Annotated in this window: 23 protein-coding genes and 1 tRNA gene; 2 read left to right on the top strand and 22 right to left on the bottom strand. The window is 42.3% G+C overall.

Annotated elements, in window-relative coordinates; translation table 11 throughout:
* Nucleotides 1-6: 6 nt before the first annotated feature.
* A complete protein-coding gene (locus L870_RS0101985) occupies nt 7-2,325 on the bottom strand; it encodes an anaerobic ribonucleoside triphosphate reductase (RefSeq protein ID WP_028516701.1) in 2,319 nt (772 codons plus the stop codon).
* Nucleotides 2,326-2,572: 247 nt separating this feature from the next.
* A complete protein-coding gene (locus L870_RS0101990; RefSeq protein WP_028516702.1) occupies nt 2,573-3,439 on the bottom strand; it encodes an SGNH/GDSL hydrolase family protein in 867 nt (288 codons plus the stop codon).
* Between the two features lie 217 nt (nt 3,440-3,656).
* Here L870_RS0101990 and L870_RS0101995 point away from each other — a divergent pair, with 217 nt between their 5' ends.
* Both L870_RS0101995 and pyrE read left to right on the top strand, forming a co-directional pair.
* A complete protein-coding gene (locus L870_RS0101995; RefSeq protein ID WP_028516703.1) occupies nt 3,657-4,007 on the top strand; it encodes a zinc ribbon domain-containing protein in 351 nt (116 codons plus the stop codon).
* Between the two features lie 53 nt (nt 4,008-4,060).
* Complete coding sequence (pyrE, locus tag L870_RS0102000; protein WP_028516704.1) at nt 4,061-4,714, top strand: orotate phosphoribosyltransferase; 654 nt, start codon at nt 4,061-4,063, stop codon at nt 4,712-4,714.
* 37 nt (nt 4,715-4,751) lie between these two features.
* Here the strand turns inward: pyrE and L870_RS0102005 are convergent, their stop codons facing one another.
* From L870_RS0102005 to L870_RS0102100, 20 genes are all read right to left on the bottom strand, one after another.
* Complete coding sequence (locus tag L870_RS0102005; RefSeq protein ID WP_028516705.1) at nt 4,752-5,963, bottom strand: aspartate-alanine antiporter-like transporter; 1,212 nt, start codon at nt 5,961-5,963, stop codon at nt 4,752-4,754.
* 73 nt (nt 5,964-6,036) lie between these two features.
* A complete protein-coding gene (locus tag L870_RS0102010) occupies nt 6,037-7,638 on the bottom strand; it encodes an FAD-dependent oxidoreductase (protein ID WP_028516706.1) in 1,602 nt (533 codons plus the stop codon).
* Between the two features lie 15 nt (nt 7,639-7,653).
* Nucleotides 7,654-8,337 carry a 4Fe-4S dicluster domain-containing protein gene (locus L870_RS0102015; protein WP_028516707.1) on the bottom strand — a complete coding sequence of 228 codons (684 nt, stop codon included), beginning with the start codon at nt 8,335-8,337 and terminating at the stop codon, nt 7,654-7,656.
* A gap of 15 nt (nt 8,338-8,352) precedes the next feature.
* Entirely contained in the window at nt 8,353-9,180 is an 828-nt protein-coding gene (locus L870_RS0102020) for an FAD/NAD(P)-binding protein (protein WP_028516708.1), read from the bottom strand.
* The gene (locus tag L870_RS0102025; RefSeq protein ID WP_028516709.1) at nt 9,180-10,199 is read right to left on the bottom strand and encodes a 4Fe-4S dicluster domain-containing protein; all 1,020 of its coding nucleotides are present in this window, start codon (nt 10,197-10,199) and stop codon (nt 9,180-9,182) included. The genes L870_RS0102020 and L870_RS0102025 overlap by 1 nt, the downstream gene beginning before the upstream one ends.
* The gene (locus tag L870_RS0102030) at nt 10,199-11,170 is read right to left on the bottom strand and encodes a 4Fe-4S dicluster domain-containing protein (protein ID WP_028516710.1); all 972 of its coding nucleotides are present in this window, start codon (nt 11,168-11,170) and stop codon (nt 10,199-10,201) included. Before L870_RS0102030 ends, L870_RS0102025 begins: the two co-directional genes overlap by 1 nt.
* Nucleotides 11,155-11,601, bottom strand: coding sequence for a hydrogenase iron-sulfur subunit (locus tag L870_RS0102035; protein ID WP_028516711.1), 447 nt, complete (start codon nt 11,599-11,601; stop codon nt 11,155-11,157). The genes L870_RS0102030 and L870_RS0102035 overlap by 16 nt, the downstream gene beginning before the upstream one ends.
* On the bottom strand, nt 11,592-13,583 hold the full coding sequence (locus tag L870_RS0102040; RefSeq protein WP_028516712.1) for a CoB--CoM heterodisulfide reductase iron-sulfur subunit A family protein: 1,992 nt from the start codon (nt 13,581-13,583) through the stop codon (nt 11,592-11,594). Before L870_RS0102040 ends, L870_RS0102035 begins: the two co-directional genes overlap by 10 nt.
* Before the next feature lie 15 nt (nt 13,584-13,598).
* Nucleotides 13,599-13,982: a 4Fe-4S dicluster domain-containing protein gene (locus L870_RS0102045; RefSeq protein ID WP_028516713.1), complete on the bottom strand. Its 384-nt coding sequence runs from the start codon at nt 13,980-13,982 to the stop codon at nt 13,599-13,601.
* Nucleotides 13,975-14,772: a CoB--CoM heterodisulfide reductase iron-sulfur subunit B family protein gene (locus L870_RS0102050; protein ID WP_028516714.1), complete on the bottom strand. Its 798-nt coding sequence runs from the start codon at nt 14,770-14,772 to the stop codon at nt 13,975-13,977. Before L870_RS0102050 ends, L870_RS0102045 begins: the two co-directional genes overlap by 8 nt.
* Nucleotides 14,773-14,796: 24 nt before the next feature.
* On the bottom strand, nt 14,797-16,173 hold the full coding sequence (gene fumC, locus L870_RS0102055; protein WP_028516715.1) for a class II fumarate hydratase: 1,377 nt from the start codon (nt 16,171-16,173) through the stop codon (nt 14,797-14,799).
* Between the two features lie 516 nt (nt 16,174-16,689).
* Nucleotides 16,690-17,337 (bottom strand): redox-sensing transcriptional repressor Rex, encoded by a 648-nt coding sequence (locus tag L870_RS0102060; protein WP_028516716.1) that lies wholly within the window; start codon nt 17,335-17,337, stop codon nt 16,690-16,692.
* Between the two features lie 21 nt (nt 17,338-17,358).
* The gene (locus tag L870_RS0102065; RefSeq protein ID WP_028516717.1) at nt 17,359-18,570 is read right to left on the bottom strand and encodes an NADP-dependent isocitrate dehydrogenase; all 1,212 of its coding nucleotides are present in this window, start codon (nt 18,568-18,570) and stop codon (nt 17,359-17,361) included.
* A gap of 25 nt (nt 18,571-18,595) precedes the next feature.
* On the bottom strand, nt 18,596-18,826 hold the full coding sequence (locus L870_RS0102070) for a hypothetical protein (RefSeq protein ID WP_028516718.1): 231 nt from the start codon (nt 18,824-18,826) through the stop codon (nt 18,596-18,598).
* A gap of 45 nt (nt 18,827-18,871) precedes the next feature.
* Nucleotides 18,872-19,261 (bottom strand): hypothetical protein, encoded by a 390-nt coding sequence (locus tag L870_RS0102075; protein WP_155250126.1) that lies wholly within the window; start codon nt 19,259-19,261, stop codon nt 18,872-18,874.
* Between the two features lie 4 nt (nt 19,262-19,265).
* Nucleotides 19,266-21,203, bottom strand: coding sequence for an aconitate hydratase (locus L870_RS0102080; protein WP_028516720.1), 1,938 nt, complete (start codon nt 21,201-21,203; stop codon nt 19,266-19,268).
* Nucleotides 21,204-21,331: 128 nt separating this feature from the next.
* Entirely contained in the window at nt 21,332-23,071 is a 1,740-nt protein-coding gene (locus tag L870_RS0102085; RefSeq protein WP_028516721.1) for an ABC transporter ATP-binding protein, read from the bottom strand.
* Nucleotides 23,064-24,797, bottom strand: coding sequence for an ABC transporter ATP-binding protein (locus tag L870_RS0102090; RefSeq protein ID WP_028516722.1), 1,734 nt, complete (start codon nt 24,795-24,797; stop codon nt 23,064-23,066). The genes L870_RS0102085 and L870_RS0102090 overlap by 8 nt, the downstream gene beginning before the upstream one ends.
* 74 nt (nt 24,798-24,871) lie before the next feature.
* A complete protein-coding gene (locus L870_RS0102095) occupies nt 24,872-26,104 on the bottom strand; it encodes a UTP--glucose-1-phosphate uridylyltransferase (protein WP_207637704.1) in 1,233 nt (410 codons plus the stop codon).
* Between the two features lie 140 nt (nt 26,105-26,244).
* Nucleotides 26,245-26,320, bottom strand: a tRNA-Pro gene (locus L870_RS0102100).
* Nucleotides 26,321-26,444: the final 124 nt, after the last annotated feature.

Genomic DNA, 26,444 nt, shown 5'->3' on the forward strand with positions numbered 1-26,444 from the left:
ATCACCTTATACATTATGCTTTACTCGGTCATGTTCTTCGGCGCGCTTACCGTCGTTGAAACGGTCAAGTGTTCCTACAAGATAACCTGTGATACGGCGTATCCTGTCGAAAGCAACATTGTTTGAATGTTCCTTTCTGCCGCAGCAAGGACAAGTCTCACCGATAATACCTGTATATCCGCAGCAAGGATCACGGTCAACAGGGTGGTTTATAGCACCGTAGCCTATTCCCGACTCCTTCATGCAGCGAACGATTTTCTCGAATGCACTGAGATTTTCAAGTGGATCACCGTCAAGCTCGATATAGCTGATGTGACCTGCGTTAGTAAGCTCATGGTACGGAGCTTCTATCTTTATCTTCTCAAATGCGCTTATCGGGTAGTAAACAGGTACGTGGAAAGAGTTTGTATAATAATCACGGTCTGTAACGCCTTCGATTATACCATACTTCTTTGCGTCCATACGAACAAAACGTCCTGATAAGCCTTCAGCAGGAGTTGCAAGGAGAGAGAAGTTAAGACCTGTTCTCTTTGATTCCTCGTCAAGACGACGTCTCATAGATGTAACGATCTCGATACCGAGTTCTCTTGCTTCTTCGCTTTCACCATGATGAACACCGATAAGTGCCTTTAAAGTTTCAGCAAGTCCGATAAAGCCTACTGATAATGTTCCGTGTTTGAGCACTTCACCTACTGTATCGTCAGGTGAAAGCTTATCTGAATCAATCCAGATGCCCTGTCCCATAAGGAAAGGATAGTTTCTTACCCTCTTCTGAGACTGTATCTTGAAACGATGCATGAGCTGGTCAATAACAAGCTCTACCTTTTCTTCGAGCATATCAAAGAAAAGACCAACGTTGTGATCAGCTTTGATAGCAAGACGAGGAAGATTGATAGATGTAAAGCTGAGGTTTCCTCTGCCTGTTACTATCTCTCTTGAAGGATCGTAGTTATTTCCGATAACTCTTGTACGACATCCCATATATGCTATCTCGGTATCAGGATTGCCCTCCTTGTAATACTGGAGATTATACGGAGCATCAATAAATGAGAAATTCGGGAAAAGTCGCTTAGCAGAAACTCTGCAGGCGAGCTTGAAAAGGTCATAGTTAGGATCGGTTGGATTGTAGTTTATACCGTCCTTTATCTTAAAAATGTGTATAGGGAAGATAGGAGTCTCACCGTTACCGAGTCCTGCTTCCTGAGCGAGGAGAACATTCTTTATGACCATTCTTCCTTCGGGAGTTGTATCTGTACCATAATTTATAGAACTGAACGGTGTCTGTGCACCCGCACGGCTGTTCATGGTATTGAGGTTGTGGATAAGTGCTTCCATAGCCTGATAAGTAGCTCTGTCTGTTTCTTTTTCAGCATTTCTTGTGGCGAAAGCCTGAATTTTCACAGCAGTTTCTTTATCGGTATACTTCTGCAGAAGTTCCATTTCCTTTTCCTGATAGCCGTTATCCTGTGCAAGAACAGGTTTCAGACCGAAGTTTTCAGATATCTCTTTCTTTATACTATCTACAACCTCGAATTCATTGTCCACACCGCCAATAAGTGAAAGTGCCCTTGCAACATTCTGTGTATATCTTGCTGCATAAGTTTTCTTTACCCCCTCAGCCATTGCATAATCAAAAGTAGGTATACTCTGACCGCCGTGCTGATCGTTCTGGTTGGACTGGATAGCGATACAGGCAAGTGCAGAATAGCTTGCTATATCGTTAGGCTCTCTGAGGAAGCCGTGACCTGTAGAAAAGCCGTTTGTAAAGAGCTTTTTCAAATCTATCTGAGTACAAGTCGTTGTAAGCGTATAGAAATCGAGATCATGTATATGTATATCGCCCTCACGGTGAGCCTTAGCATGAGCAGGCTCAAGGACGTACATCTCATAATATTCCTTTGCAGATACCGAACCATACTTGAGCATAGTACCCATAGCGGTATCACCGTCTATATTAGCGTTTTCACGCTTTATATCACTGTCTTTTGCGGGACTGAAGGTAAGCTCATTGAGCACGCACATCAGATTGGTTTTCATCTCACGTGAGCGTGTACGCTCATAACGGTAGAGAATATATGCCTTTGCTGTTTTTGCGTGACCTTTTTCAATAAGGACTTTCTCAACAAGATCCTGTATCTCTTCAACAGTTGGAGTTTTTCCTGGATTCTGTTCCTCGTATAGTCGGCAGACCTCAACAGCAACGTCCATTGCAACATTGAAATCTGTACCGCCGCGTGTCTGCGCAGCCTTGAAAATAGCATTTGCTATCTTCTCTATATTAAAAGGAACTTTTCTTCCGTCTCTTTTAATAATATGGATTATCATTTTCTTTGTCATACCTCCAAACACAATATATAGTGTCTGCCTTTCAATGGTTCTTTATAAGTATAAAACATTCCGAGGCAGAAGTCAATGATGTATCTGCACAACTAATTGTGGATTTTTGTGCGTTTTATTGTAATATTCGTGCATAAATCATTTAAAAAAGAGCTTTTTGCGATATTCCGTCGTTTCAAGCCCTCTACAGATTGTAAAAGCCCCGAACACTATATATAGTGTTTGGGACTTAAGATTATACAGTATGACAAAGTATATAATCTGCTATTGCCTTATAGGCTGATTCTGTAAGTTCTCCTGTAGCGGAGTCTCTATACTCATCGGAAAGCGCGCCATCCACACCCTTGAGAGCGGTATTTGTATCTATGCAATATACATTGTTCATATTCGCAATAGTAAGAAGCTTTGTATTGAACTCATTTATAATACTGTTATTTATAGTGGCATTCGCATCATCATGAACGGGTGGAAGCTGCATTATATAAATGTCCGCATCGGTAAGATATCCTCTGAGATTTTTCACAAATTCAGTATAGCTTGATATCATGTCTTCCATTTTGGAAGTTCCTATATCGCTGCCGAGCATAATATATATTATTTCAGGCTTTTTTGTCTGCAAGACCTCATAAGCACTCTTGGTACCGTAGGAAGACTCTATTGCAATTGTATTGCAGCCTGCTGCGTTAAGCTCGCTGCTTCCGATAACATCTTTGAGATCTGTATATTTAGCAATATCAATAAGTGTTGAATCAGTAACAAGACAACACGATGAAAGATAATCTGCACTTTTCGCTTCTGACTGTGCAATAGGATTTGTTATCTTATCAGTTGCGTTTGTATCAGCATCTTCCTCGCTCTCTGATACATTATTGTCGACAGGTGCGCTGTCTGAAGGTGAATTATCGTTTTTTTCCTCATCTTTATCATTGCCGAACTCTTCACTGAAGAAGTTTTCGTTAAAGTTAGCTGCTGCCATATATATAATAAACCATGCAGAGAACGAAAGAACGAATATGAGTATAAGTCCCCATATGCTGAATCTTACCTTTGGTCTTCCGCGTTTTTTGTCAGAGATCCTTGTTATACTTTTCTTTTTAGCCATTTTTTCTCCCAACTCTTTAAAAGCTGCCGAATTACGGTAATCGGCATACCGAAATGTGCCGAAACGACATACAAATATATTATATCTCTTTTTTTATACATTTGCAATAGTTTTCCGTAATTTTACAACATTTTTATTTTTCTGCTCTTATTGTCTTGAATTATTTACTGAAATAGTCTATAATTGTATTATACCACTTTTTAGGGAGGGATAATCAATGCTGCACTGTGGAAAGCCCATGTACAGAGGCAAATTTACTATGGAAAAAAGAGGTGTTCCGGGTAAAGGTTCATCTCTTATCTATCCTGTTGCAGCCTTTTATGACGGAGACGACAAGATATGTGAAACACCTGTTGACTCAACTCTCGGATATTACTGCTCTGAATGCGGTCTCATGCTCGGCGTATTTCCCGTAACTCATCCTACAGGATTTGTCGGAAGATTCAATGAGAGCATTGATGATAGTATTGATATACTTCCTCAGAAAATATGCCCCGAATGCGGCGCAGAAATAGATGTAGATTATCCTCGCTGTCCTTTCTGTGGTCACATTTACGAGATAATCTAAAGGCTTAAACCTGCTTTGCAGGCTTTAATAAATATACATACGGAGGTTTACATATGACTTACAAAGAAAGCTTTATAAAGTTTATGGTGGACTGCGGAGTTCTTACTTTCGGTGAATTCACACTGAAAAGCGGCAGAAAAGCTCCTTATTTCATAAACTGCGGTAATTACAAAACAGGTGCACAGCTTGCAAAGCTCGGCGAATACTACGCAGAGTGCATAAAAGCGAATGATATTCCTGTAGACACTCTCTTCGGACCTGCTTATAAGGGTATCCCGCTTGCTGTATCTGCTGTCGTAGCCCTCAGCAACAAATTTGATATTGATGTTTCATACTGCTTTGACAGAAAAGAAGCTAAGGATCACGGTGAGGGCGGTATGTTCGTCGGCAAGACACTTGAAGATGGTGAGAATGTAGTTATTATAGACGACGTTATGACTTCAGGAAAGGCACTTCGTGAGTCAATGCCAAAGCTTATGACTGCTGCTGATGTTAACGTTACAGGTATGGTAATAACAGTTGACCGTATGGAAAAAGGTACGGGAGAGCTTTCAGCCGTACAGGAAGTAAAGCGTGATTTCGGCGTTATCGTGTATCCTATCGTTACTATGGAGGATATCATTGACGCCATCAAAAACGACATCGTTCCAGGTAAAGAATATCTCGATAAAATGCTTGAGTACAGAGAGACATACGGTGTTAAATAAACAAAAGAGCCTGAGACAAGATCTCAGGCTTTTTTGTTTATTTGAACAATATTATAAGGAACTGTGATACAAGCACTACTGATATAAGTGCTACAGGATATGTTGCTGCATAAGCTGATGCAACATTTTCTGTTCCTGCTGTGCTGATAAGAGTACCAAGTGCAGGTGTAGATGTCATACCGCCTGTTATAGAGCCAAGATTGTTCAGGATGCTTAGCTTCAGAACATACTTTGCAAACAGATAACCTATTATCATAGGAAGTATTGTCATTATCATTCCATAGAGGAAATAAACTGCAACGAAATGCTCTGCAAAATGAGCTCCGCCTGCAACTCCTGCTCCAATGAGGAAGAACATAAGTCCAAGCTCACGGAATACTTTTAATGTTGAGTCCTTTGGCATTATGGATATCTTTTCTATGTGCCCGAAATGACCGAATATCAGAGAAGTAAGCAGACAACCACCTGTTGTGGAGAGTGAGAAATTACCAAATTTGAAAGAACCGATAATGATACCTAAACAAGCTGCAAGTGCAAAAGGCATGATACCAAAGCTATCCATTTCGATAAGAGTAAACATTTTCTTTCCTTTTTCAGACTTCTTTGAAGAAGGGGCAAGAAGTTCTCTTTCCTTAGCCATATCCGCCTTTGCAAGCTTAGGTATTATCTGAACAAAAAGAACTACACCTATAACTCCGAAAATATAAGCAATAGCATATCCAACAGATACAAGTCCCTGAAGCTCATCACTGCCAACCGCTTCCTTAGCAGCAGAAAAACCGGGTGTACTTGTAAGTGCACCTGAAAGAATGCCTGTAAGTATTGCTGTGAATTGTTCGTTCGGAAGGTCGGTAAAGTTCCTGCCAACAATAATGCACCCTGCGCAAGCGAGTCCGCCGCTGAGGATTATAATAATTGCAAGAAGAACATAGGATTTGAAATTCTTCTTGAAGTTGCCGAAGAAATTAGGTCCGGCGATAAATCCAACTGCCGTAACAAAAAGAATAAGTCCGAGATTATCGACTATTTTCAGAGCTTTTCCTACAAAATCTCCGTTTATTTCGGCTGAAAGTTCTTTATAGAATAAACAGCCGTATACAAGTGCAACTATGAAAACGCCTGCTGTACCGAGTGAGACGCCCTTTATAGTTATTCTTCCGAGGACATATCCAATTGCCGCAATAGCGATAACTGACAGCATAAGGAATGATACATCATGTATCGAAAGAATTCCGTTAAAAAAATCCATTATATATCACTTAACTTTCTTTTATTTTATACGTACTTATGGGACGCTTTTTACAGCGTCCCATTTAATTATTTTATTTCTTTCTTGCGTATTTTGGGAGAAGCATCGGTGAAGCTACATCGCTTGCTGCACCTGACTCTGCAAGCTCCTTGTTGAATTTCTCGATATGTTCGAGAGTAAGCTTATCGGAAACTGTTGTTTCCTTAGCCTTGGCAGCCGCATAAATTCCCGCATTTCTGCCGAATACGATAACATCAAGGAGTGAATTACCCATGAGTCTGTTTCTTCCGTGGATACCGCCTGCTACCTCACCTGCTGCGTAAAGGTTCTCAACTCCTGTAGCACAGTCATCAGTGATATCAAGTCCGCCGTTCTGATAATGGAGAGTAGGATATACGAGGATAGGCTCCTTGCGGATATCAATGCCGTATTTGCCGAACATTCTCATCATTGCAGGGATACGCTTCTCGATAGTGCCCTCACCGTGGATATACTCTATCATAGGTGTGTCGAGCCATATAGACTTGCCAAGTGTAGTCTCAATGCCCTTTCCGCGCTCAGTGCACTCACGAATGATAGAAGCTGCGGTTACATCACGTGTCTCAAGTGGATGCATGAATACATCACCATCAATATTAACGAGTTTTGCACCAAGAGAACGAACCTTCTCAGTTACAAGTGCACCGAATATCTGCTCGGGATAGCCTGTACCTGTCGGGTGATACTGCAATGTATCAGCATAAAGCAACTTTGCGCCGACACGATATCCAAGGATCAGTCCGTCAGCAGTTGCACCGTAATGGTTTGATGTGGGGAATCCCTGATAATGTAAACGTCCTGCACCGCCTGTTGCGATGATAACAGTCTTTGCTCTTGCAACGAGGAGTTCCTTTGTCTCCATGTTCATAAGAACAGCGCCTGCGGCTCTGCCCTTATCATCAAGAATTATCTCAACAGCAGCTGTGAAGTCGATAACAGGGATACCCCGGTTGATGACCTCATCGCGAAGAGTTCGCATTATCTCAGCGCCTGAGTAGTCCTTTGCTGCGTGCATTCTCTTGCGTGAAGTACCGCCGCCGTGAGTAGTTACCATAGTGCCGTCAGGCTCTTTATCAAATTCAACACCGAGCTTGTTGAGCCACTGTATTGCCTCAGGAGCTTTTGTAACGAGCTTCTTTACAAGCTCGGGCTTTGCAGCAAAATGTCCGCCGCCGAAGGCATCAAGGAAATGTATTGCAGGAGAATCATTAGGCTTATCAGCAGCCTGTATGCCACCCTCAGCCATCATTGTATTTGCATCGCCGATACGAAGCTTTGTAACGATCATAGCCTTTACGCCTGCTTCGTCAGCTTCGATTGCAGCAGAAGCACCTGCACCGCCGCCGCCGATGATGAGAACGTCTGTATCATAATCAGGTGAAGAAAGATCTACGTCAGATGCACTGATACGGCTTTTGCCCTGTAAAAGAGCAGCAAGCTGAGTAGGCACTTTATCGCCCTTGTTTACACCTGCTGAAAGAACAGTAAATTCGTCCTGCTTGTAGTCTGGATGGAAGTGAGAAAGAAGATCGTCCTTTTCCTCTGCTGTCATACGTCTGGGTTCGAGAGCTGCATTTTCAGCTCTTTTTGCTGCAACTACCTTTGCAAGTTCATTAAGCTTTTCTATTTTATACATTTTCTCTCTCCCCCTTTACTTCTCGATCTCACGGTGATTGTACATATCCTTGATCTCTTCGATATTATCGACAGCCTTTGTCATAAGCTCTTCGATCTGCTTATCAAAGATACCCTCGTTTACTTCCTTAACTCTGTCGGAGAGGTGTCCGCACTCAGGCTCGATGTATTTACCGTTGAGACGTCTTGCAAGCATAGCTACCTGTGGGTGAGAAATACCTGCGGGACATCTTGATGAACATACTCCGCACATTACGCAGTCAAAGCTCTCCTCTGCACACTTGTCGTACTCGCCTCTCTGAGCGTATGCGATATACTGCATAACGTTAAGCTCCTGAGTACAGGCCTTTGTACAGGCATTACAGCCGATACAGCTGTATATCTCGGGATAGAGCTGCATCATGATCTGCTGTGTTGGCTTTATCTCCTCGATGTTGTACACTCTCTTTTCAAGTGGAAAGAACGGAAGTGTTGCAACATACATTCCTTCCTGTACTTCTGTCTGACAGGCAAGACATCCGTGAAGCTCTATTTCACCCTTTATTCTGTAAATAGTTGCACAGGCTCCGCAAAAACCATTACGACAGCCGCAGCCTCTTACAAGATCATAGCCTGCATATTCCATAGCTGTCATTATTGTAAGACCTGCAGGTACTTCATATTTCTTACCGAACAAGTAAACATTCAACATATTTTCCATGCGAGTATCTCCTTATCAATATTCGTCTGGCAGTTCGCCAAGCTGATCAAAACGGAAAACCGGTCCGTCCTTGCATACATACTTATTTCCGATATTGCATCGTCCGCACTTACCTACACCGCACTTCATGCGAAGCTCCATAGTTGTATAGACCTGAGTCTCTGTGAAACCAAGCTCTTTAAGTCCTGCAAGTGTGAACTTTATCATTATAGGCGGTCCACAGACAAGAACTGTCTTGCTCGTGGAAGGATTAAGCTCCTTGACATAGTTGGGAACAAATCCTACATGACCGTCCCAGCCCTCCTGTGGATTGTCTATAGTAAGATTCACCTCGATATTAGGATCAGCCATCCACTCGTCGATTATCTCCTGATAGTCAACGAGGTCATCTTTTGAACGTGAACCGTATATTACCTGTACATCGCCGTAGTTAGCGCGGTTATCACGTACATAATTGATAACCGAACGGAGAGGTGCAAGACCTATTCCACCTGCGATAAATAGGAGATCCTTGCCTTTGAGGTCTGTCTCAACAGGAAAAGCATTGCCATACGGTCCGCGAATGGTTATCTGCTGACCAACGTCCATAGCATGAAGCCATGTTGTGAGACAGCCGCACTTCTTTATACTGAATTCCATAAATTCTTTATTTGTAGGAGAAGAAGTTATTGAGAACATAGCCTCTCCAACACCCGGTATAGAAAGCATTGCACATTGTCCCGGCATATGCTCGAATACCTTGCCGCCATCAGGCGAAACAACTCTGAATGTCTTTACATCGGGAGTATCCTGTCTTATATCGGTAACTACACCAATGTAAGGTATCAATGTATCGTTATTCATCACTTTACCTCCAATGCTTTCATTACCTTGACGATATTCATAGAAATTGGACACTTGGAAAGGCATCTACCGCAGCCAACACAGCCGAATTCTCCGTTGTTGTTTGCCGGGAAGTACACAAGCTTATGCATGAATCTCTGGCGGAAACGTTCAAGCTGAGTAAGTCTCGGATTGCCGTGAGCCATTTTCGTAAAATCGGAGTACATACATGAATCCCAGCAACGGTAACGCTTTATGCCATGACCGGTGTTGAAATCCTTGATGTCATAGCACTGACAAGTAGGACACACGAATGTGCAGGTACCGCAGCCAAGGCAGCTCTCAGAGAGTTCTCCCCACTTATCGGAATTGAAGTACTCATTGAGCTTATCGCCGCCGAAATTATCGGTAGTAAGGTGTGCAAGAGGAAGTTTTTTGAGTATCTCTCTTGTCTTAGCACGAACAGCTTCAAGCTTTGCTGTGTCGCCTTCTTCAAGAAGAGAAGATATCGAGTCGATGAACTTCTGTCCTTTTTCGTTATGGGCCTCGATGAATAAGCTCTCGCCGTCGCTGTAGCAGGCAGCGTCGCCCTCTGGGGCAGCTGCGTCAATGCCAAATGTACCGCAGAAGCAGGTCTCGGCAGGACGTGCACAAGCCATAGTAACTACTGTGCCGTGGTCACGGCGGTTCTTATAGTAGCTGTCAACAGGCTCGGCAAGGAACACCTTATCGAGTATTGTAAAGCTTCTTGCGTCGCAGGCACGAACTCCGAATATTACGAAATCCTCGGATTCCTCACGTACATCAATGACTTCGATGTTTTTGCCTTCCATTTTGAAATCAACAAGATTTTCTGTCTGTGGGAAGAAGAAATCCTTTGCGCTGCGCAGAGTATTGAGAGCACTGCTGAGCTTCATGCCGCTTTCGTACTTTTTGTACTCAGCCGCACCGTCCTCACGGTCAACAGGGATATAGAGAGTCTGTGAAGCTGAGATAGCTTCAAAAAGCTTGTCAAGCTTATCAAGTGATATTTTCAGCATTATTCAACTCCCCTTTCATGTACGATACTTGCTTCACAATCGTCTTGTTTGTAATCATTAAGAGGAGCACGTGAGGTAGTATCCTCACCTGCCTGATATTCGCCATAAAGAGAATTGATATCCTTTATGAACTTTCTGTTGAGCAGATGAAGCGGGATATTCTGCGGACATACTCTTGAACACTCACCGCAGTCTGTACATCTTCCCGCAACATGGAATGCACGGATTATGTGGAACATATTCTCTTCAAAGCTGTCAGCAGGAGCTTTATTCTCAACGCCTGAGTTGGGATTGTCAAATACGCACTTTTCACAGGTGCAGGCAGGACAGACATTGCGGCAGGCATTGCAGCGGATACATTTTGAAAGCTGATCCCTCCAGAAGTCAAATCTCTCCTGAGCGGTCATATTCTCAAGCTTCTCAACCATATCAAAGCGGTTTGAGTCGAGAACGTCGCCTTCCTCACCCATAAGCTCGTCGTATACTACGTGCTTCTTGCTCTTGCAGGTAGCACACTTATCAAGGATAGCCTCATAGAAGGGCATAATCTCCTCACCGTATACAGTATCTATTTTCAGTGTATAGTTCTCATTCTTCACGCCGAGTATACCTGTTATACCCTTTGCCTTGATCTTTTCAGCATCAAGCTTCGGACCACCGGGAATACCAACTATATAAACATTCTCGCGGACAACTCTGTGCTCCTTTGTGAGCTGATTGAAGCTGTATGTATCGCAGGGCTTCAGAAAAGCAAGTATCTTGCCCTCTTTCTTGCTCTCTTTAACGAGGTACTTGGATACATTTGCAGCTGTGAAATCATCATATACAAACTCTTTTTCAAGCTCTTCAGCAGTCTCAAATACAGCAGGAGTGATATCGTAAGCGAATTCTCCCCTCTTCCAGCCGATCACACGGTTTACTGCGCCGTCAGCCAGAAGCTGCTTAGCTCTGTTTATCATTGCTTCCTGCATCGTAAATCCTCCAATCTGCGGTTAGGTCCCAGTTTTTTTACTGCCTCTGTAAATTCGTTCATGGTTGCAGCGAATTTTGCACCTTCAGCTGCCGATACCCATTCAACTCTTGTTCTGTCACGCTCTATTCCGAGAAAATCGAGCATACTGAAAAGAAGAGTCATTCTTCTTCTTGTAAAGTAGTTGCCCGACGTATAGTGGCAGTCTCCGGGGTGGCAGCCGCAGAGTATAACTCCGTCAGCTCCGCGCTGGAAAGCTCTGAGTATGAACATCGGATTTACTCTGCATGAACAGGGCACTCTGATGATCTTTACATTTGATGGATAATTAAGTCTGTTAGTTCCAGAAAGATCGGCACCTGCATAGGAGCACCAGTTACAGCAGAATGCAACGATCAGCGGCTGAAACTCTTTATTTTCATTTACTTGCATATTGCGTCTACCTCCGCCATTATCTGGTTGTTCGAGAATCCGTTAAGATCCATAGCTCCCGAAGGACAGGCAACTGTACAAGCGCCGCAGCCCTGACATACGGCAGGGTTAACGCTTGCGACTCTGCGTACTGCAATTGTTCTGTCCGGCATTTTGAATTCCTTATCGATATATGTAATAGCTCCGTAAGGGCACACCTTTTCACATGACGAGCAACCGTTGCACATAAGCTCATCTGAATGAGCCACACACGGATTGCAGGTGATGCTGTCCTTAACGAGAAGTCCGATAGCCTTTGCTGCCGCGGCACTTGCCTGTGCAACTGTCTCAGGGATATCCTTTGGTCCCTGACAAGCACCTGACAGGAATATACCTGCTGTAGCACTCTCAACAGGACGAAGCTTCGGATGAGCTTCTGTAAAGAAGTCGTTGGTATCCATCTGAGTTGTAAGCATTGTAGCCAGCGGACGTGCAGTCTTGTCAGGCTCGATAGCTGCTGCAAGAACTACCATATCAGCGTCAATATGAAGCTGTTCGTTTGCAAGGAGATCAGATGCCTGTACGTCTATCTTTCCGTCGGAACGCGGTGTTACCTTGCCGACCATGCCCTTAATGTAGTGAACATTGTACTGTTCAACTGCACGGCGGTAGAACTCATCGAAGTTCTTGCCCGGGGTACGCACATCTATGTAGAATACATATACTTCTGTATCAGGATACTTTTCACGGATAAGCATAGCGTGTTTAGCCGTATACATACAGCATATCTTAGAGCAGTAAGGCTTGCCCTTGCTGTCGTCACATCTTGAACCAACACACTGAACGAACACTATCTTGTGCGGGTGAGTCTTATCAGAAGGACGAAGAAGCGTACCGCCGTTAGGACCTGCGGCATTCATAAGTCTTTCAAGCTCCAGTGATGTAACCACGTCAGGACACTGATTATATGCAAATTCATCATACTTATCAAGCTTTATAGGATTAAATCCGGTTGCAACTACGATAGCACCGTATTTCTGCTCAATGAATCTGTCCTCCTGCTTGTAGTCGATAGCTCCTACAGAACATACTTTTGAGCATACGCCGCACTTTCCTGTTTTCATCATCATACAGAAGTTCGGATCAATAGTAGCCACCTTAGGTACTGCCTGAGCAAAAGGAATGTATATTGCAGTTCTGTTGTCAAGTCCCATATTGAACTCGTTAGGAACTTTCTTCATAGGACATTTTTCAGTACAAAGACCGCAGCCTGTACATTTTGTCTCATCAACAAAACGAGCCTTTTTCTTGATAGTAACGGTAAAATTGCCAACAAATCCCTTTACGTCCGTAACTTCGCTGAATGAGTGGATAGTTATTTTCTCATTCTGAGAAGCCTCAACCATTTTAGGTGTGAGGATACAAGCTGCACAGTCCAGTGTTGGGAAGGTCTTGTCTATCTGCGCCATTTTCCCGCCGATAGTAGGATTTTTCTCAACGATATCTACTTCAAATCCAGCCTCAGCGATATCAAGGGCAGTCTGTATACCTGCAATACCGCCGCCGATAACAAGTGCTCTCTTTGCTACAGGGCTCTCGCCTGCGGTAAGCGGAGCATTAAGATGTACCTTTGCAACAGCAGCCTTACCGAGGATTATAGCCTTTTCAGTAGCTGATGCGATATCCTTGTGTATCCATGAGCACTGTTCACGTATATTCGCTATCTCAACAAGATAAGGATTAAGACCAGCCGCAGCCGCAGCTTTTCTAAATGTGTTCTCGTGCATTCTCGGTGAACATGAACATACTACGACTCCTGTAAGATTATGCTCCTTTATAGCATTCTTTACGAGGTTCTGTCCCGATTCGGAACACATATACTGATAATCCTGGGAGATAACGACTCCCGGCTCATGTCCGAGTGCTTCCGCAACTGACTTTACGTCAACCGTTGCAGCTATATTCGTTCCGCAATGACAGACAAATACGCCTATTCTCTGCATAGTGCTATCTCCTCCTTACTTTATGTACTTTCTGAAAGCTGTAACGATAGCCTGCTGAGGCAGATCGTCATCAAGCATTTCAGGTATCTGATTTGGATTCATATGGTTATTGCCCTGCTGACGGATAGCTGCAAGACGTACAGCTTCAACTATCTTTGCAGGCTCAACATTTCGCGGACACCTGTCTACACAAGCAAAGCAGGTAAGACATTTATATATTGACTTTGAGTTCATTAAAGTCTCAATATCGCCTCTCTCGACCATATAAACAAACTGGTGAGGATGATATTCCATTTCATCGTAAGAAGGACAAGTTCCCGAACATTTTCCGCAGCGCATACATTTCAGAACATCTACACCGCTTGAACGCAGTACCTGTTCTTTCAGGTTCTTATTCATGGTTACCCTCCTTTAATCCGAGCGCCTCAGCAAGAAGCTCTGTAAAGTAATAAACAGGAAGCTCTGAGCCTGAATTCTTTTTAAGATTATACAGGCAAAGAGGACAGGCGGTGATTATCATATCAGCTCCCTGATCCTGAGCGGAACGCATTACAGCACTGCTTCTCTTTGAAGCCTGCGCCTTATCCTCCAATGTTATATATCCGCCGCAGCATTCGTTTCTCTGAGCATATATAACAGGAGTACCGCCGATAGCCTTTATAAAATCTTCCATTATCGTTGGATTTTCGGGATCGTCCATTGCAAGTGCTTTTGAAGGACGAAGAAGTAGGCAGCCGTAATAAGCAGCTATCTTTTTGCCTTTGAACGGATTTACTACCTTCTGTGCAAGGTTATCAAATCCAACAACATCACGAAGCATTTCAAGATAGTGATAAACAGTTGTCTCGCCGCTATACGGCTCATCGAGCTTCAGGTAATTATTCACTTTTGAAGCCATTTCTTCATCATTTGCAATATCGTAGTTAGTCTGCTTGATGACATTATGACAGGCTGAACAGACTGTGATAAGCGGTCTGTTATTTTCCTTGGCGGAATTAAGTGTCCTGACCGCTGAAAGCTTTGTAGCTATCTCATCTTTAGCTGTAGTATAAGCTCCGCCGCAGCACTGCCAGTCAGCAGGCTCTTCAAGAGCGATACCGAGAGCTTCGGCAGAAGATCTTGCGTACAAATCAAGATCCTTAGCCTTTGTTCTCAGCGTACAGCCCGGGTAGTATGTAAAAGTTTCCATATGTACGCTTCCTTTCTTTTAATATCAGACCATTTCCTCCGGATGGAATACCTCGTCAAACCTTTCAGCTGTAAGGAATCCAAGTTCAACACAGGCTTCTTTAAGGGAAATATTATCCTTGAAAGCCTTTTTGGCTGTTTTTGCGGCATTTTCATATCCTATATAAGGGTTAAGTGCTGTAACAAGCATAAGAGAATTGTAAAGATTATGGTGCATTTTCTCTTTGTTAGCCTTTATTCCGACTGCACAGTTTTTATTGAATGATGTTATGGACTCGGCAAGCAATCTTGCTGACTGTAGGAAATTATATGCACAAACAGGCATAAACACATTGAGCTCAAAATTGCCCTGTGAAGCAGCCATACCCACTGCAACATCATTTCCCATTACCTGAACAGCTACCATAGTTACCTGTTCGCACTGAGTAGGATTTACCTTACCGGGCATAATAGAAGACCCTGGTTCATTCTCTGGTATAAATATCTCTCCGAGACCGTCACGCGGACCTGAAGCAAGCCATCTTACATCATTAGCAATCTTCATCATATCTGCTGCCAATGCTTTAAGAGCACCGTGTGCAAATACAATCTCATCCTTAGAAGTAAGTGAATGGAATTTATTTGATGAAGATACAAATTTTTTTCCTGTAAGCTCACTGAGCGCTTCTGCAGCCTTTTCAGCAAACCCCTTAGGCGCGTTGAGACCTGTACCAACGGCTGTACCGCCTACAGCAAGCTCTTTAAGCTCTTCACAGGCAGAAAGTATCATCTTACGGTCTTTTTCCAATGATGCTCTCCAGCCGCTAATCTCCTGCGAGAATTTTATGGGAGTTGCGTCCTGAAGGTGAGTTCTTCCGCTTTTGACTATACCTTCATTCTCAATTTCAAGGCGTTTGAAGCTTTCAATAAGTGTATCAACGGCAGGAATGACCTTGTCTTCAAGAGCAAGAACAGCAGCAATATGCATAGCTGTCGGGAATGTATCGTTTGACGACTGGCTCATATTGATATCATCATTAGGGTGGAGAAGTTTAGAGCCTGCAATTTCGTTGCCTCGATTAGCGATTACCTCGTTTGCGTTCATGTTGGATTGTGTACCGCTGCCAGTCTGCCATACAACTAAAGGGAAATGATCATTGAGAGAACCACTGATAACTTCATCACAAGCCTTTGAAATAGCGGAAAGCTTTTCATCGGTCATTCTTTCAGGTCTGACTGAATGATTAGCTATCGCGGCAGCCTTTTTAAGTATGCCGAAAGCATGAGTTATTTCCCTCGGCATTGTTTCTATACCAACACCAATAAGGAAATTTTCGTGACTTCGTTCAGTCTGAGCTCCCCAATACTTATCAGCGGGAACTTTCACTTCGCCCATTGAATCATGTTCGATACGATAATCCATTTAATATCCACTCCTAAACATTTTAAGAGGAACTGTCGTCAATCGACATCTATCCCCTTATTACATTATCACACATTATTAGTATACCAGTATATTTCAATAAATTCAAATTCAGTTTAAGAATATCGCTATTCAGATATTGATATCTAATTAACAAACGATTACGCCTATTTTTGGAGTACAAAAAGATCTGATATATTAGTTTTTATATTACACTTTTATTTGCTATACATAATTAAGAACAAAGTGTGTAATTTTTGTTGCATTTGTCTTATTATCATTGATAAATAAGCATTCTATGCCTGTATAAGTAAGGTATTTATACTACCGGTTTTCTTTTCAGATTTATACAATTGCTTAAAATCTTATTATTCCTTTTATGCAATGCTTACTAAAAGCAATTCTTTTCAGGCATGCAACAATTCTGTTTGCTATATATCAGCTCAGAATCTTTGATATTTTTTTCACATTCTTTACAATAAAAACAGCAGATACTTTAGTATCTGCTGTATATGATCATATTTTACCTTTTTCACCAAGATTATTCAGGCAATATGATAACGTAGTCAAGCTGTCTCCCAGATGAACATTCTCAACAGCCACACCTTTATGTGTAACTTTAAGGTCATAGTGGGTAAAGTTCCAGAAAGCTTTTATTCCACACTCTATAAGAGTATCGGCAAGCTTTTCTGCTGCAGACATAGGAACGCAGAGAATAGCAGCAACAGGCTTGTTCTCAGCACAGAATGTTCCTATCTCATCTATCCCCCTGACTTTGAGTTCGCCAAGATCTTTTCCGATAAGATCAGGATTGATATCAAAGGCGCCGATCAGGTCAAATCCCTTGTTGTGGAAATCAATATGTGTAGCAATAGCCTTACCGAGATTTCCCGCGCCAAGAAGTATCATAGGTGTCTGCTTGTCCAGTCCAAGTATCTTACCTATCTCAATACGCAGATCACTGACATTATAGCCGTATCCCTGCTGACCGAATTCGCCGAAGCAGTTGAAATGCTGTCTTATCTGAGAAGCTGTAAGCCCCATTTTCTCAGACAGTTCCCTTGAAGATATGCGGACATATCCGTTGTTTTCAAGCTCTCCAAGAAATCTGTAGTATCTCGGAAGCCTTCTTATAACAGAGTTTGATATTGAGTTTTTTGACATCGTGATATGCCTTCTCTCTATTCACATTAATTTGTCGAGTCTTATCTTTATTTCATCAAGGAAAGTCTTTGAATCGACCTTTTTCTTGTTGTCAAGCTTAGAAATAAGGTAAAGATCACCTGTCATAACTCCATCTTCAATTGTCTGGATAGTAGCCTTTTCAAGCTTATCAGCGAAATCGCAGAGCTCAGGAGTATTGTCCAGCTCACCTCTCTTGCGGAGAGCACCGCTCCATGCAAAAATAGTTGCAACAGAGTTAGTAGAAGTTTCCTCGCCCTTGAGATACTTGTAATAATGGCGCTGTACAGTACCATGTGCAGCCTCATACTCATATATACCGTCAGGAGAAACGAGTACAGATGTCATCATTGCAAGGCTGCCGTAAGCTGTAGATACCATGTCAGACATGACATCACCGTCGTAGTTCTTGCAAGCCCAGATATAGCCTCCGTTTGAACGGATAACTCTTGCAACAGCGTCATCAATAAGAGTATAAAAATACTCGATGCCTGCAGCTTCGTACTTCTCCTTGTATTCCTTATTGAATATCTCCTGGAAGATATCCTTGAAACGGTGGTCATACTTCTTTGAAATAGTATCCTTTGAAGCAAACCATACGTCCTGTTTGAGATCAAGACCGTAGTTAAGACAAGCTCTTGCAAAGCCTGCGATAGAGTCATCAAGATTGTGAAGTCCCTGAATGATACCGTCACACTTCTTAAAATCGTGGATAAGCTCACGAGTTTCATTACCATTCTCGTCTGTTACAACAAGCTCAGCCTTGCAGCCCTTGCTTACGCGCATTTCTGTATTCTTGTATACATCACCGTAAGCGTGACGAGCAATAGTGATAGGTTTTGTCCATGTAGGAATATAAGGCTCGATACCCTTAACTATAATAGGTGTACGGAAAACAGTTCCGTCAAGAGCAGCACGGATAGTACCGTTAGGTGATTTCCACATCTGAGTAAGGTTGTACTCCGGCATTCTTGCTGCGTTAGGTGTGATAGTTGCGCACTTTACAGCAACTCCATACTTCTTAGTAGCCTCAGCAGAGTCAATAGTTACCTGATCCTTAGTCTCTTCTCTGTGCTTGAGCCCAAGGTCATAGTATTCAGTATTGAGCTCTACATATGGTTCAAGAAGAGTTTCCTTGATCCACTGCCAGAGTATTCTGGTCATCTCGTCGCCGTCCATTTCGACCAGCGGCGTTTTCATATTTATCTTTGCCATTGGTTTATACCTCCATTACAATCAATTAATCAAAAGCGATCAAGCCTATTATAACCGCTACAACTGTAATCACAAGAGCCACTGTACTTCTTGACTTTTCCGATATATCTTTTTTTATTACACCGACACCCAAATAAGAAGCCATGTACGCAACAATACAAATGATAAAGATCATCCAGCCTTTTTTGGTAGTTGGTATCACTATTCTTCTTGCAGCATCCATAAGGTCATTGCAAAGTACTTCAGATAAATGCATTGTACACCCTCATTTCAAATATTCACTAAACAATAATATCAGGAGTTATTTGCTGTCTGATTGACTGCCTAAAAACATCATCAGAGCGAATGCACCACAGAAAAGAAGCATAAGAATAATATTTCTTACTATTGCAGGCACCAGTGATATCCTGTCAAAGGATACGCTCTTATATGTACCTACTGCCAAAGCACCGATACCGCCTATTGCCAAATAGGCAGCACCGCTGAACCCAAGCATCTTTGTTACAGCAAGTCCGAGCACAAATCCCAGAAACTGTGGAAGCAGGAGCACCATAAAGCTACTGAAATAATTTCCAACCTGATCCCGCGGAGTCATCCAGTAAACGCCACGATCTCTCCGCGCCTCCTCCGTCCTCTGGTTCTTTGTATTCACATCAGATAATATATCTTTAAAAATTTCTGATATTTTCATTTTATTACTTCATGGATTCTCTTGTGAAATCGAGAAGTCCACCCGCAAGCATGATATCCTTTGTACGTCCCGAAAGCTCGCAGAGTACAGGTATAGACTTGCCGTTTGTCTTATTGAGAACTGTAAGCTCTGTATTGCCTTCCTCTACAGCCTTTCGTACATCTGCAAGTACAAGCTCATCGCCCTGAGCGATATTGTCATAATCAGCCTCATTTACAAACGTAAGAGGAAGGATACCCGCATTGATAAGGTTAGCACGATGAATTCTCGCAAACGACTTTACAAGAACAGCCTTTACGCCAAGATAGAGAGGAGCGAGTGCGGCATGCTCTCTTGATGAACCCTGTCCGTAGTTTGAACCGCCAACGATTATACTCTTTCCGAGGGATTTAGCTCTCTCAGGGAAGCTCTCATCACATACAGCGAAGCAGTGCTGTGAGATCTTCGGGATATTTGAACGAAGAGGAAGTATCTTCGCACCGGCAGGCATAATGTGGTCAGTTGTGATGTTGTCGCCGACCTTGAGTGATACAGGAGCATCAATTGTCTCAAGGAGAGGTGATGTCTCAGGATAAGGTTTGATGTTTGGTCCGCGAAGTATCTCGATGCTGTCCATTTCCTCCACAGATGCAGGAGGTACTACCATATTATCGTTTATAACAAACTCTTCAGGAAGCTTGAAATCAGGCATATCGCCAAGCTCTCTCGGATCTGTGAGATAGCCTGTAAGTGCGGATACAGCAGCCATTTCGGGAGATACAAGATATATCTGTCCGTCCTTAGTACCTGAGCGTCCCTCAAAGTTTCTGTTGAAGGTTCTCAGAGAGATACCCTTTGAGTTAGGAGACTGTCCCATACCGATACATGGACCGCAAGCACTTTCAAGTATTCTTGCGCCTGCATCAATGAGTATCGAAAGTGCGCCGTTCTGAGCAAGCATATTTAGTACCTGCTTTGAACCCGGAGCAATTGCAAGTGATACATCAGGGTTAACTGTCTTTCCTTTGAGTATATGAGCTACCTTGAGCATATCAAGGAGAGAAGAGTTTGTACATGAACCGATACATACCTGATCTATCTTGAGTCTGCCTATCTCTTCAACGCTCTTTACGTTGTCAGGAGAATGAGGACAGGCAGCAAGAGGAACAAGCTGACTCAAGTCTATCTTTAACTCTTCATCATATATAGCATCAAGATCAGCAGCAAGAGGAGTCCATACTTCTTCGCGCTTCTGAGCCTTGAGGAACTGCTTCGTTATCTCATCTGACGGGAATATAGAAGTTGTTGCGCCAAGCTCTGCACCCATGTTTGTTATTGTAGCTCTCTCTGGAACGGAAAGAGTCTTTACACCATCGCCGCAGTACTCAATCACCTTACCTACGCCGCCCTTAACAGACATTCTTCTGAGAACTTCAAGAATAACGTCCTTAGCAGCTACCCACGGACGGAGCTTTCCTGTAAGCTCAACCTTTACTACCTTAGGACAAGTGATATAATACGCACCGCCGCCCATAGCAACAGCAACATCAAGTCCGCCTGCTCCGATAGCGATCATACCGATACCGCCGCCTGTAGGAGTATGGCTGTCAGAACCGATAAGAGTCTTTCCAGGGATACCAAAACGCTCAAGGTGTACCTGATGACAGATACCATTACCGGGACGTGAAAAATAAATACCATGCTTCTTTGCAACACTTCCGATAAATCTGTGGTCATCAGCATTTTCAAAACCGTTCTGGAGAGTGTTATGATCTATGTAAGCCACTGAACGCTCGGTCTTTACACGAGGTACGCCTATAGCTTCAAATTCAAGATATGCCATAGTACCTGTTGCATCCTGTGTGAGGGTCTGGTCGATACGGATACCGATCTCCTGACCTTTGACGTACTCGCCGTCAACCAAGTGTGCTCTGAGGATCTTTTCAGTTAAAGTTAAACCCATTGAAGATCATTCCTTTCAATACATAAGAATACACTATAATTGTACAACATTTATTACAGTTTGTCAAGAATTAAACAAAGTTTTTTATCATAAACAAAAAGAGCCTCATATGAGGCTCTTCTGAGATATTACGATGCGAACTGACTATTGTACAATTCTGAGTAAAAACCGCCTTTTTCCATAAGTTCGGTATGACTTCCCTGCTCTATGATATTTCCGCGATCCATAACGAGAATTACATCTGAATTCTTAATAGTTGATAGTCTGTGCGCGATAACAAAGCTTGTCCTGCCCTCCATAAGCTTCTGAAAAGCCTTCTGTATACGCTGTTCTGTGCGAAGATCTATGGAGCTTGTAGCTTCATCGAGGATAAGCATAGGCGGATCCATGAGCATTATTCTTGCAATACATATAAGCTGTTTCTGTCCCTGTGAAAGTCCGCTGTCCTCACTTATAATTGTATCGTATCCGTTGGGCAGTCTCTTAATGAAACCATGAGCATATACCGCTCTTGCAGCCTTTTCTATCTCTTCTCTTGTGGCATTGGGCTTACCGTAAGCTATATTTTCAGCAACAGTTCCCGTAAATACCCATGTTTCCTGCAAAACCATACCAAAGCAGCGTCGCAGGCTGTCACGTGTCAGATCAAAGATATTTTTTCCTGATATCTCAATCTTTCCTTTGTTGATATCATAAAAACGAAGCAAGAGATTGATTATAGTTGATTTTCCACAGCCCGTAGGACCAATGATAGCTATTCGTTGTCCTGCCTTAACGTCAAGGCTGAAATTCTCAATAAGCTTAATATCAGGAGAATAAGAGAAGAACACATCTGAAAACTTTATCGTACCGTCGCAAGATGACAATACTTCCTTATCGCTGTCATTGCTTATTTCTTCCTCATCAAGCACATCAAATACTCTCTGTGCTGAAGCTACAGCGTTCTGCAATTCCGCGAAAACGCCTGATATCTCATTGAAAGGCTTTGTATACTGATTTGCATACGCAAGGAAGCTTGATAGCTTTCCTACAGTCATTTTTCCGAAGACGCCCCAGTATCCGATCACTCCGAGAGCGCCAAGAAGTCCTACCGCAGCATAAATGAGTCCGTTTACGAAACGAGTGGTAGGATTTGTCATTGAGCTGAAAAATGTTGCTTTTGCACCAATTTTCCCGTAAGCCTTGTTTATCTCATCAAATCTTTTCTCAGCACGTTCATCATACACAAAAGCTTTTACTATCTTCTGATTTCCTGCCATTTCCTCTGCAAGGCTGACCATATCGCCGCGCAGCTTTGACTGTTTCATATATGAATTGTGCGAAGCTTTTGTTATCTTTGAGGCTGCAATGAATGATAACGGAGTAAGTATGACAACTACGATAGCTATTTTTACATTTATAGTCATCATAAAAATAAGCGTTCCTATTATAGTTATTATACCGCTGAAAAACTGAGTAAAACCTTGTAAAAGTCCATCTGAAACAATTTCAATATCATTGATGACACGGCTGGTAAGCTCTCCCTTTGTATGTCCGTCGATATACTTCAGAGGAACTCTTTCAAGCTTATTGAAAATATCCGATCTGAGATCACGCACGGTATAAAACGCGAGCTTGTTCGTACAAAGGCTCATAAGCCACTGAAATAATGTGCTTAAAACTACCATTGCAGCAAGAGCGGTTATTATTTTAAGTAGTTTGTTGAAGTCAACATTGCCTTTACCTACGCAGCAGTCAACCGCTTCACCGATGAATACAGGTACTGCAAGCGAAAGTGCTACTCCAAATGCAGCAAAAAGAACTGTTAGTACAAAGTATATTATATAGGAACGGACGTAGCGGAATACTCGTTTTAACGTTTTAAGCATCTTTCTCGCCCTCCTTCTGATTCATCTGAGAGCAGTATATCTCATGGTATACCTCGCAGTTTTTCACAAGCTCATCATGTGTACCTATACCAACAGCCTCACCGTCCTCCATAACAATTATTTTATCCGCATCTTTAAGAGATGTTGTCCTCTGGGATATCATAACAATTGTTGCATTTGGCAGGTCACTGCACAAAGCTTTTCTGAAAGCAAGATCAGTCTTGTAGTCAAGTGCGCTTGTGGAGTCGTCAAGGATAACGATATCAGGACTTCCCACCAATGCACGGGCAATGGAGATACGCTGTTTCTGACCGCCTGAAAGATTTTTGCCGCCTTGCGATATGACAGTATCAAGTCCGTCGGAAGTGCGCTGGACAAACTCCCAAGCCTGTGCTGTTTTAAGTGCGGCGATTATTTCATCGTCGGTAGCATCGGCTTTTCGCCATTTCATATTTTCACGAATAGTCCCTGTAAAAAGCGTTGCTTTCTGTGGAACAGTTCCTATATGTTTTCTTAGCTCATCGGGTTCGGTATTAGTCACATCAATGCCTGAAATATTAACTGTTCCCTCTGTTGCCCTATAAAAGCACGGGATAAGATTTGCAAGAGTAGATTTTCCGCAGCCTGTACCGCCTATAATTCCAAGCATTTGTCCCCGCTTAATAGAAAAGCTTATGTTTTTCAGTGAGTAGTCACCTGCTGTCTCATAGGCAAAGGATACATCCCTGAATTCGATCATATTGTCTGAGTTGTCGTCAATTACGGTTATTTCACCTTTTTCCTCAGAAGGAAGCGCAAATACTTCACTTATTCGATTTGCAGAAGCAAAAGTCTTTGTAAAAATAACGATAAGATTCGCAAGAACTACAAGTGCCAGAAGTATCTGTGTCATATAGTTCGTAAAAGCTGTAAGCTCGCCTTGTGTAAGCTTACCAACATTTATTCTTCCGCCGCCGAACCAGATGACAGCCACTATGCCTAAATTCATGACCATAAATGCAACAGGATTAAGCACGGCCGATATTTTTCCGACAGCTATTGAACAATCCGAAATATCATTGACAGCTTCTTTAAATTCATCTATTTCTTCCTGCTGACGCGAAAAAGCTCTGATAACCCTTGTTCCTTCGAGATTTTCACGTGTCAGCACAAACGCACGGTCAAGGCATTTCTGCGTTTTTTTATACATAGGTATAGTTTTACGCATAATGAAAAATATAACAAGTGAAATAAGCGGGGCAACGACAAAAAATATCAGAGAAAGCTTCAGATCGATTGTCACCGCCATTACAGCTGCACCTATAACAAGAAAGGGGGCTCTGACTGCAAGTCTTATGAACATATTCACGCCGTTCTGTACAGTATTGGTATCATTAGTAAGTCTGTTTACAAGCGAAGCTGTTCCTATCTTATCTATGCTGCTGTAGGATAATGAATTTATATGCTTATAAAGTGCTGCTCTGAGTTCCGTGCCAAAGCCATAAGCACATCTTGCTGCAAGATACTGGCAAGTAAGGGCAAAAGCAAGTCCACAGACTCCAAGAAGAACAATAAGTCCGCTCATTTTAAATATATAGGAGCTGTCGTTTCTTCCTATACCATTATCTATAATTTTAGCCATTACCACAGGAACTATAAGCTCAAATATAGCTTCGAGCAGTTTAAAAAACGGACCGAATATAAGCTCTTTCTTATAATTTTTAAGATATTTCAGCAATTTTTTCATGTGCTATAAACCACCTGTTTTATAATTAAACATAGCAAGCGACACTTTAGAATAATCAAAAGTGTCGCTGATTTTTATATTTCAACACCGTTAGCTTTTAAAAGTTCTCTTGCAGAGTCAACAGAATCAACACCCGTTGCATTCTTTACGGGAGCAAATTCCTTTTCGCGTACTACCTCATAAGCAAGACAGCTGTCCTGCATATGTACCATATCAAGAACGAGGGTCTCGAATTTATGTCCGTTTGGCTCAGTTGGCTTGATGATCTCACCGTTTTCGCTCATATACGGAATTTTTTTGTCAACAACATGGACAGGCATCTTTCTGTCGCATATTTCTTCAAGCTTCTTGACATTAAAGAGATAATTCAATATAACACCGTATTTATACGCAAGCTCTCCCTTTTCATCGAGCAGAGTGCGCATTTCTTCTGTCATTTCATAATACTCAACTATTGAAGGCATTCCGTCCTCAAGGCAGAGAACCCCCACCTTCTCATCAGGTGAAGCCTTGCTTACAACCTTGCTGCCGGACTGTAAGCCTGACTTTATTACAGCTCCAATAAATCCCGGATCTGCAATACGCTGAAGCACGTTGTCAACGGCAAATACATTGATCCACTCAACACCATTAGCTTTGATCTCATCAAGAAGTCCTGCTCTTACAAGTGAAGAGAACCAGCCGCCGTTGCCGTTAGGTGAAATAGATATCTTTGATTTGCCTTCCATGAGTATCTTCCCGTTAAAATCAACAGAAGGAGCCATATCCTGTATAAAGAAGTGAACATACTCGGGAGCATATCCGAAATAATTATTTTCTTTGAAAAAATCCGTAGTATCATTATGGTTTTTCTCGCTGGTCATGATATAAAGAGGGACCCATGCACCTGCGAGCTTCACAACATCCATAAGATTATTGATAAGACACTGGAATATATATAACTTTCTTTCAACGCCTATATTGAACATTCCCTTTGGCTTATCAAAACCAAGTCTTGTTCCCTGACCGCCTGCCAGAAGAACGGCTGCTGCCTTTCCGTTTTTTATTGCTTCAATACCGACACTTATATATTCATCACTGTTTGAAGCAATGTCGTCAATAGTCACGGCACCGAGAGGTTCAAATTTACCGCGGATTGTGTTGCTATTCTTTTCGGCATCAAGATTATCGAGGACAGAGAAATCTATAATTTCTATCTGAGATAAAAGCTCCTGTTTCTCATTGTCGCTCAATTCATCAAAATACTTGAGAATGTGTTCTTGCCCATAGTCTTTTAGTATACGTGCTGCCTGATCACGATTTATCATAAACTCCTCCTATTTACGCGGCATTATAGCCGTTTAATTATATAATATTATAACACAGGTATATAAAATAGTCAATCATATATAAAAAAATTCCGATACTCTATTGAGTATCGGAATTTTGGGGTAATGCTGATCGCATCTGGTCTGAGTGACGGGACTTGAACCCACGGCCTCTACCACCCCAAGGTAGCGCGCTACCAACTGCGCCACACCCAGACGATTTCATTCGTTGCAATCAACGTTATATATTATATCACTCTTTATAAAGTTTGTCAAGTATTTTCCTGAAAAATCTTTTATAATAAATATCATAAATCTATATTAAGCAATTTTTTCTTTA

Source organism: Ruminococcus flavefaciens ATCC 19208 (assembly GCF_000518765.1).
Lineage (GTDB): Bacteria > Bacillota > Clostridia > Oscillospirales > Ruminococcaceae > Ruminococcus > Ruminococcus flavefaciens.